At 69.1% G+C, this 7,775-nt stretch carries 9 protein-coding genes and 1 pseudogene; 5 read left to right on the top strand and 5 right to left on the bottom strand.

Features of this window, described 5'->3' with window-relative positions; genetic code table 11:
* Positions 1–384: 384 nt before the first annotated feature.
* The 4 genes and pseudogenes from KYY02_RS33095 (at position 385) to KYY02_RS33080 (ending at position 2,876) form a co-directional block, all read left to right on the top strand.
* Positions 385–1,761, top strand: a complete 1,377-nt coding sequence (locus KYY02_RS33095; protein ID WP_371244634.1) for an MFS transporter — start codon at positions 385–387, stop codon at positions 1,759–1,761.
* Positions 1,758–1,928, top strand: a complete 171-nt coding sequence (locus KYY02_RS33090) for a hypothetical protein (protein ID WP_371244632.1) — start codon at positions 1,758–1,760, stop codon at positions 1,926–1,928. Before KYY02_RS33095 ends, KYY02_RS33090 begins: the two co-directional genes overlap by 4 nt.
* A 32-nt stretch (positions 1,929–1,960) precedes the next feature.
* Positions 1,961–2,584: pseudogene (locus KYY02_RS33085) on the top strand (transposase family protein); the annotation flags it as partial.
* Between the two features lie 88 nt (positions 2,585–2,672).
* Complete coding sequence (locus tag KYY02_RS33080) at positions 2,673–2,876, top strand: hypothetical protein (protein ID WP_371244638.1); 204 nt, start codon at positions 2,673–2,675, stop codon at positions 2,874–2,876.
* Between the two features lie 95 nt (positions 2,877–2,971).
* Here the strand turns inward: KYY02_RS33080 and KYY02_RS33075 are convergent, their stop codons facing one another.
* The 5 genes from KYY02_RS33075 to KYY02_RS33055 are packed head-to-tail and all read right to left on the bottom strand — an operon-like array spanning position 2,972 to position 6,349.
* Positions 2,972–3,139: a hypothetical protein gene (locus tag KYY02_RS33075; RefSeq protein WP_371244630.1), complete on the bottom strand. Its 168-nt coding sequence runs from the start codon at positions 3,137–3,139 to the stop codon at positions 2,972–2,974.
* A 40-nt stretch (positions 3,140–3,179) separates the two neighbouring features.
* Positions 3,180–3,428, bottom strand: a complete 249-nt coding sequence (locus KYY02_RS33070) for a hypothetical protein (RefSeq protein ID WP_371244636.1) — start codon at positions 3,426–3,428, stop codon at positions 3,180–3,182.
* 35 nt (positions 3,429–3,463) lie between these two features.
* Positions 3,464–4,276: a class I SAM-dependent methyltransferase gene (locus KYY02_RS33065; RefSeq protein ID WP_371244628.1), complete on the bottom strand. Its 813-nt coding sequence runs from the start codon at positions 4,274–4,276 to the stop codon at positions 3,464–3,466.
* A gap of 53 nt (positions 4,277–4,329) precedes the next feature.
* Entirely contained in the window at positions 4,330–5,589 is a 1,260-nt protein-coding gene (locus tag KYY02_RS33060) for a hypothetical protein (protein ID WP_371244626.1), read from the bottom strand.
* 1 nt (position 5,590) lies between these two features.
* Entirely contained in the window at positions 5,591–6,349 is a 759-nt protein-coding gene (locus KYY02_RS33055) for an alpha/beta fold hydrolase (protein ID WP_371244624.1), read from the bottom strand.
* Positions 6,350–6,831: 482 nt separating this feature from the next.
* Between KYY02_RS33055 and KYY02_RS33050 the strand changes: the two genes are divergently transcribed.
* On the top strand, positions 6,832–7,257 hold the full coding sequence (locus tag KYY02_RS33050; RefSeq protein WP_371244622.1) for a hypothetical protein: 426 nt from the start codon (positions 6,832–6,834) through the stop codon (positions 7,255–7,257).
* Positions 7,258–7,775 lie beyond the last annotated feature (518 nt).

Below are 7,775 nucleotides of genomic sequence, written 5' to 3'. Positions count from 1 at the left end.
ATACAGACCCCCTCGCGGAACGACAGCGGGAAGCGGTGGTGGAGCCATACACAGTGGGAGATGACCCCCACCGGGTACCGGTGCCCCTTGTACGACGGTGGCGCGCTGTCCGCGGACGCTCCCTCCCCGGCATGACCAACCAGAAGATCATCCCACCTGGTCAGTCAACGTGACAGTGCCACCCGCGGCGCAACCGTGATCGACCTCTACGGTGTCACGGGGAGGACCCCCAACGCCCAGGTGGCGACACGCCTGGACACCGAACGGTTCTGGGACGTGTTCACGACGGCGCTCACCGCTCTGGGCTGACTGTTGACCTATGGAGGCTGACCGACCGTGCCCGTTTCTCCCGCTCCGACGCCGGGTGCCCGCTTACTGACGGCATTGGCCGGGGCACAGCTGCTGGTGGCGCTCGACTTCTCGATCATCTACGTTGCGCTGCCCGACATCGGAACGAGCCTCCACTTCTCCGCGGTCGCACTGCAGTGGATCGTGAGCGCATACGCGATCTTCTTCGCCGGCTTCCTGCTGCTGGGCGGGCAGCTGGCGGACGCCTTCGGCGCCGGCCGGGTCTACCTCACCGCTCAGCTGCTCTTCGCCGCCTCTTCGATCGGTGCCGCACTCTCCTCTTCCGCCGCGATACTGATCGCCGCACGTGTCGGACAAGGGGTGGCCGCGGCCCTGCTGGTGCCGGCAACGCTGGGTCTGCTCAGTGCCGCCTACCCAGCAGGACCGGAGCGCGACCGGGCCGTGAGCGTGTGGGGCACCACGGGCGCGGTCGGCCTCGCCCTCGGTGTCACCGCCGGCGGAGGCATCCTCGCGGTGACCTCCTGGCAGTGGATCTTCTGGATCAACCTCCCCATCGTGGCGGTCTGCCTGCTCGCCGCCGGTGACGCGGTCCGTTCCACCACAGCCGGGGCACGGGCTCCCGTCGCCACCACAGCCACGCTCTCGGCCTGCGCCGCGGTCGTGGCCATGGTCCTGGCCTTCACGGAACTCTCCCGCGCCCAGCCCGCCTTCCCCGTCGTCGCTGCCGCACTGGCGGTGGCGATCCTGGCCGGAGGACTCCTCACACTCAGCCGGAACAGACTCAGGCCGCTGGTCCCCCGACCCCTGCTGGGCGTGCGAACACTTCAAGTGGCCTGTCTGGTCGCGGCGTTGTACATGGCGAGCTTCGGAGCCGAGTTCTACCTCGTCACCCTGTATCTCCAGGAGGTACGGGACTACAGCGCGCTCGCCGCAGGCATGGCCTTCCTCCCGCTGGCTGGCGCCATCACCGTGGGAAACACAGTGGCCGGCCGGGTCGCCGGCCGACTGCCCCTGGGGCGTCTGCTGTCCATGGCCTTCCTCACCGGCGCGGCCGGCCTCCTGGTGCTCGCCCTGGCCGTAAGCACCGAGGGCGGATACGTGCCGGGCATTCTGCCGGGACTGCTGCTCAGCGGTCTGGGACAGGGGATGGCGTTCACCGGAATGTTCATCACCGGGACCCGCGACCTCCCGCCGGCAAGCAACGCCACTGGGAGCGCCCTGGTGACAACTGCGCAGTACATCGGCGGCTCCATCGGCCTGGCCCTGCTGGTCCTGCTCCACGGAGAGCAGCCGACAGCCCCCGACCTCATCCGGACGCTCTGCGTCACCGCGGTCATCGCCGCGGCGGCCGCACCGTCGGCACTGCTCCTCCTCATCCGTACCGGGCGCGAGTCCGCCCCGGTGTCCCGACCAGACCAGCCTTCCCAGCACAGGACCGGAGGTCATCGATGAACACGGCCTGCTTACTCGACAGGACCGGACTCCCCTCGCAGGCCCGGCAAACGGTGGACGACTTCGAGAAGGAACACGACACATACTTCAGCCACCTGGTCCACTTCGGACCCGAGCTGCTGGAGTCGCTGCACGCCCCGGCGCCCTGCCGGACAACATACGTGTAGCTTCCGCCAGCCGTCCGGAAGTGATCGAGCGGATGGCCGCCGTCACGGCCGTCGCCAACCTTCCCAACAGCGCGACACCGACCGCAGCCGCTATCTGCAGGCGCTGCTCGACATCTACGGCATGCTCCCCGTCCAAGCGCAGCACAACGCCTCCACACCCGGGACGACCGTCATCGCGCCCGAGCGCGAGGGGCGCATCCTGGCCGAGTGCCTCGGCGGGCGCTGTCAGGTTGGTTGATCGGGTGGAATCATTTTCTGGTTGGTCGTGCTGGGAGGGGCTGTCCGTGGACAGCGCACCGCCGTCGTGCAAGGGGCGTCGGTGCCCGGTCGAGGTGATCGCGCACTGCGTGTGGCTGTGCTTCCGCTTTCCGCTCGGCTTCCGCGAGGCCGAGGAGCCGATGCTCGGGCGCGGTGTGATGGTGTCCCATGAGACGGTACGCCGCTGGTGCGTGAGGTTCGGGCAGTCCTGCGCCGACGGCCTGCGCCGCAGGCGGCCCCGGCCCGGGGACAAGTGGCACCTGGACGAGGTCTTCATCAGGGTCGACGGCGAGCGGAAGTACCTGTGGCGGGGGCGTCGACGCCGACGGCACCGTGCTCGGTATCCCGGTCCAGAACCGGCGGGACACCGCTCGGCCCGGCGGTTCTTCCGCAGGTTGCCCAGGAAGGCCTGCCCGGCGCCGCGGGTGGTGGTCGCCGACAAGCCGCGCTCCTACAAGTGCGGCCCATCGCGAGGTGACGCCCTCGGTGGAACACCGCTCGCACGAGGGCCTGAACAACCGGGCCGAGAACTTCCACCAGCCCGCCCGGCAGCGCGAGCGTGCCACGAAGGGCTTCCGCAGCACCGGCGGAACCCGGCGGTTCCTGTCCGCGTTCAGCGGCATCCCACCCCACTCCCGGCCCCGCCGCCACCCGATGACCGCCGCCACCGCCCCGCCCACCGCAACGTAATCCAGGCCCCGCCCGCCCCCTCCACGCCCTGACACACCCTCAACCGATCAACACCCCACCAACGTGACAACGCCGCGTCGTGTCCTACCAGCCGGTCACGGCTTCGGAACGGTGCATGACACGGTCACCTTGGGCGCGTCGCAGTGCGCGAGCTCAGGGAAGGCCACCCAGTGCTCGTCCTTGCCCAGCGGGCGGTACTTCGATGCCGAGGGGAACGTTCCGGAGAACGGCTGCATTGACTGGGTGTTCTGGTAGTTAGACATCGCCGAGCGTCCGCAGACTTCCTTCCACGTCAAAGCAGCGCTACGAATATCGTCGTACAGCCTCCCGTCGCCCGTCGCCCGTCGCCCGTCGCCCGTCGCCCGTCGCAATGCGGGAGGCGTAGGTCTGCACGCAGTCGTTGCCGGTGTCGACCTCGTTCATGCCGCCCAGGGAGGCGGGCGTACCGCCCGAGTTGTAGGAGGCGGCGTAGGTGCGCTTGCCGCCCGCAGCCTGATAGAGCGCGACGGCGTCCTTCCTGAACTCCTCCGGATACGGAGACTTGCGTCCCACCTGGACATCCCTCCCTGGACCATCAAGATCCATTGTCAGGGTGTCCACTTCAAAGGATCAGCCTCACGGCTCTCACTGAGGCGGTAGAAGTGGAAACGCGAGCCGGTGCGATGGGGCGGAAACGGCTTGGGGGCGAGTGTGCGCAGGTGGACCGCTTTCCCACACCAGGTGTCGAGGGAGCCGCGGACAACACGGTCACTGGTCTCGACCACCACCAGGCACGGCACATGGCCGCGGGACCGCTGGATGTGCCCGATGATCTCGGGGACCGGGGGAGAGGTACGTGTCAGGTCGAGACCTTCCGAGGTGAAGGCCCGGCCCCAGGAGGGCTCCACGATGTAGACGTCACGCTCGCTGCGGGCGGGAAGCGCGCCGAGCAGGTCACGATAGTCCGCATGACGGAGACGGACGGTGGAGCCGATACGGTCCAGATTGCGCCGGCCGGCCTCGTAGACGACCGGGTCGAGTTCGGAGGCGTATACGGGGCGGCCCAGGCAGCGGCCGAGGTGGTGACCGATGTTTCCGGAACCGCAGAACAGATCGACGACCATCGCCTCGCCGTCGGCCTCGGGGGTGATGGCCTCGATGTCGGCGATGACGCCGGCGATGGCTATGGGGTGAGGGTCCTTGGTGCACTCGATGGCGGTGCGGCCCAGGATGCGAATCTCCCGGGCGGCCATCTCGGGGGCGGGGATGCCGTAGAGGGACAGGGACTCGGGGCGGCCGCACATGAGGCGGCCCGCCTCGCACAACTGGTCCGCGGTCAGGAACCGGTTGCGCAGGGGGCCGAGCAGTCGGTTCCTGAGAGCGAAGTAGTCGGCGTGGGCGGGTTCTTCAGAGGCATGCAATCCGTCTCCAAATGTCGGGAAGGCCAACTGCCGGGCTGGGCGCCGTCGGCCGGTCACTCGCTGCCCCGAGGGGGAAAGATCTTGGCCAGTACCTCGTGGGCCGGCTTACCGCCGAGCAGTCGGCGTAGTTCCTCGACGCCGTGCCACCGCTGCGCCGGGGTGAGCGAGACATAGTGCTCGATCCGCTCGTTGAACGTTCTGCGAAATACGGTGTAGAGCTCCTCGTCCTCCTGCACGCGGCCGGCGATCTCCACGAGGGCCACCGTCCCGGTGAAGTCGTCCTCGGGCAACCGGTGGTGCGGCAGGACGTCCGCGAACCGGCCGGCGTTCCGGCCGAAGAGCGTGCCGTCGAGACTGCGCAGGGTGTAGACGTGCGCGTAGTGCTGCTCGTGGATCCCCAGCGGCAACCGGCCGAGGACCATCGACTCGTGGAGTGCCGTGAGTCCGGGGGCAAGCAGGTAGCCGGGCGTGCTCGCCACCGCCCGCAGCAGATCGCGCTGCGGCAGGAGACGGCAGTCGGCCCGCCGGCCGGCCACCGAGACACTCCGCTCGCGGTGCCCGCCGAAAGGGCCGCCGCAGACCAGGACGTGCGAAAACCGGGGCCAGTCCCGCAGCAGGTCGGGGATCCAGTGGTGAAGCAGCCGCAGGTAGTCGTTGTTGACGTCGAAGTCCAGGAGGAAGTTCTTGAACCCGCCGACGTTGATCAGCAAGTCGTACTCCGGCTCGGCGTTGAGCGGGGTGTTCCTCAGCCCTTCGAGGTCGATGATCGGGCCGGTCAGGTGGATCGCGGACCCGGCGTCGAGAGCGGTGAACTCGGCCACGCGCTCGGGGACGCCCGGGAAGTTCTGCACCACGCTGTGCGTGGCGAGCAGATGGGCCGCGACGACACGCTCATGCGGGGAGAGCGCGGCCAGGTGCCGGTCTGCCGCGGCGTAGGAGGAACGTGGCAGGGTCGCGCACAGGTCGCGGATCTGGGCCAACGGCCGTCCGAGCCGCCAGAATCCGAACAGGCTGTCCACCATGACCACCGGACGCCGCGCGATGACGGACCGCAGGGCGAGGTCGGCATCCATGACCGAGATCACCTGGTCGCCGGTCTCCAGCAGGTCGTCGATCAACTCCGCCCCGGCCCTTCCGCGCGTCGCGTCGATTTCGAGGATGGCGTCGAAGGCGTCCGGGTTGCGACGCGTGAACGTCGCCGCCACACCCCTGCCGACGAACACCCGTTCGTGGTGGGAGAGCAGCCGGGAGACCGCGACGAGTTCGGAGGCTGGGCCGAAGCCACAGCTCTGCGCCCCCATCACGATGCGCATGTCAGCCTCCCGCACCGGTGCGGAACGGAGTCGCTGCGCCGGACGGCGCGGCGAACAGCCCGACGAGTCGCCTGGCGAACTCGGCCGGGTATCTCGCGTAGCCGACGTGGCCGCCGGGGAATAGCTTCCGTTCACAGCCGAGCCGCTCCGCCAGGACGACCGCAGGCCGGTGGACGGCGTGGGTGCGCGAGTCGCGACCGCCTGCGACGACGATACGGTCCGCCATCGTCACCAGCTTGCCGAGGTCGGGCACGAAGCGCGTGACCGGCCTGACGGTGTGAGCCAGGAAGAACGCGGTGTTGTCGTGGGCCTCGGGCAGTGTTGGCGCTGGTCCGTCGCCGAACACGAGCTGGAGCTTGCGTAGGGCCGCCGCCACGCCTTCGCGGCGGAACGTCTCATGGACGTCGTCGAAGAATGCCAGATACTCCTCGGCATCCGGCAGCAGTCCCATCGCGGGCGGTTCGTGGGCGATCGTCAAACGGACCCGGTCCGGGCTACGGACGGCGAGTTCGAGTGCGACGAGCCCGCCTGAGCAACTTCCGAAAACGTACGCGGATTCACCGGGTCCGGTGAGGTGGTCGAGCAGGCGGTACGCGTCGTCGGTGTGCTCCTCGACCCGCTGGTCCGTCGGCGGACCGTCGAGGAGGCTGCGCGAATTGCCGCGCGGGTCGTACGTGATGACGCGGTGGTCCACGGCCAGGACGTCGGCCAGGCGTTTGAAGACGGCCGCGTCGGAGTTGCCGCCCGCGATGAGCAGCACTGGCGATCCTTCCCCGCGCACTTCGAAATGAAGCCTGGCGCCCGGTACCGCAAGTGTGCCGTTCTCCTGTGGATGCATCATCCTCCAGATCCGAAGCCGACGCGGCGCTCCAGGGAGTCGCGAAGACCGCCCGCGGGGAGAAACGCGCGGAAACCCGCGTCCCGCTCGCCGCGCGCACGGTCCACTGACTCATGCCCGCGTCCCGGGCGGCAAGGGGCGACCCGAACGCGCGGGGGCGTCGCCCAGCGCGCGGTCTTCACGGGGCAGCGCGCTGGGCTTCGCATGCCCCCTCACTGCTTCTGCGCGCTCGTCTCACGAACGGGCGTGCCGGGCATCACCCCTATCACGCCGTTCACCCTGAAGGAGGTCGTCTCATGTCCGTCATAAGATCACGAGCACGCTCGGCAGTCCTGGCAACCGTCGTCACCGTACTTTGTACCGGCGCACTGGCCGCCGGGCCCGCCCGCGCGGAACCACTCGCGGTGCTGCAGTGCCAGGGAACCGAGTCCGTCGCCTACAGGCCGGGAATCACCTTCCAACCGCGGGACGTCGACGTCACCACCGACGGGCGTCTCGGGTCGTGCGTCGACGGCGCGGGTGAGGTGACGAGCGGTGCGTACGGGGAGCGGTTCACCCTCCACGCGGGGTGCAACGACCTCCTCGGCGGATTCCAAGGACCTCGGACCTTCACGTGGAGCACCGGCGACACCAGCGTCATCGAGGTCGAAGGCAGCAGTACCGCGGTCGCCGGGCAGGTAGTCACCACGCTCACCGGGACCGTCGTCCAGGGCCGCTTCCAGGGCCGCTCGGCGACCCAGGTCATCGTCCTTCCGCAGCCGGGACTGCTGCAGTGTCTGTCCACCGGTGTCACGGGCGCGACCGGAACGACGACGCTCACCATCGTCTGAGGCCGCCGCGGCCGGTTACCGGACGCGGACCGATGGAGGAGGGGCAGGCCGACTCCCCGGTTCCGGCCGTGGTGCCCGCCGCACGGGTTCGGGACGCGAGCGGTCCCGCCGCCGGTGCCACCCTCTGTCCGAGCCGCTCCGTTATCTTTTTCGCGGTCCTGCAAGAGGACCGCTGGCCTCCGGGCCCGGCATGGCTGTTGCCCCCTGTCGAACGGATGACAATGCCGTTGCTTTAGTGGTCGTGCCATCGGTGGTTCAGGGTGATGGCGACCGGGGAGCGGCGTTGGCTTGCTGGTTCTCCGGGGGACTTGCTGCCGTAGCTGGTGATGCAGGAGCAGATCTTACGGGGGCAGTCCCGGGGTCGGCGGCGGGGTAACAGGCTGTGGCCGGTCTCGGCGAGCCCGAGGCGACGGTCGCGTCTGCGGGCGGAGAGGGGAAAAGCCGCTCGGCGAGATCACCGTGCGGCGGACGACGTGCAGGGCCCGGGTGAACGAGGTCCGCTCTGCCGTACTGCGGTG

The sequence above is a fragment of the Streptomyces pimonensis genome, from assembly GCF_041380215.1.
Classification (GTDB): Bacteria; Actinomycetota; Actinomycetes; order Streptomycetales; family Streptomycetaceae; genus Streptomyces; species Streptomyces pimonensis.
The sequence above is the reverse complement of the archived record's forward strand: the minus strand, read 5'-3'. Positions and strand labels throughout refer to the sequence as shown.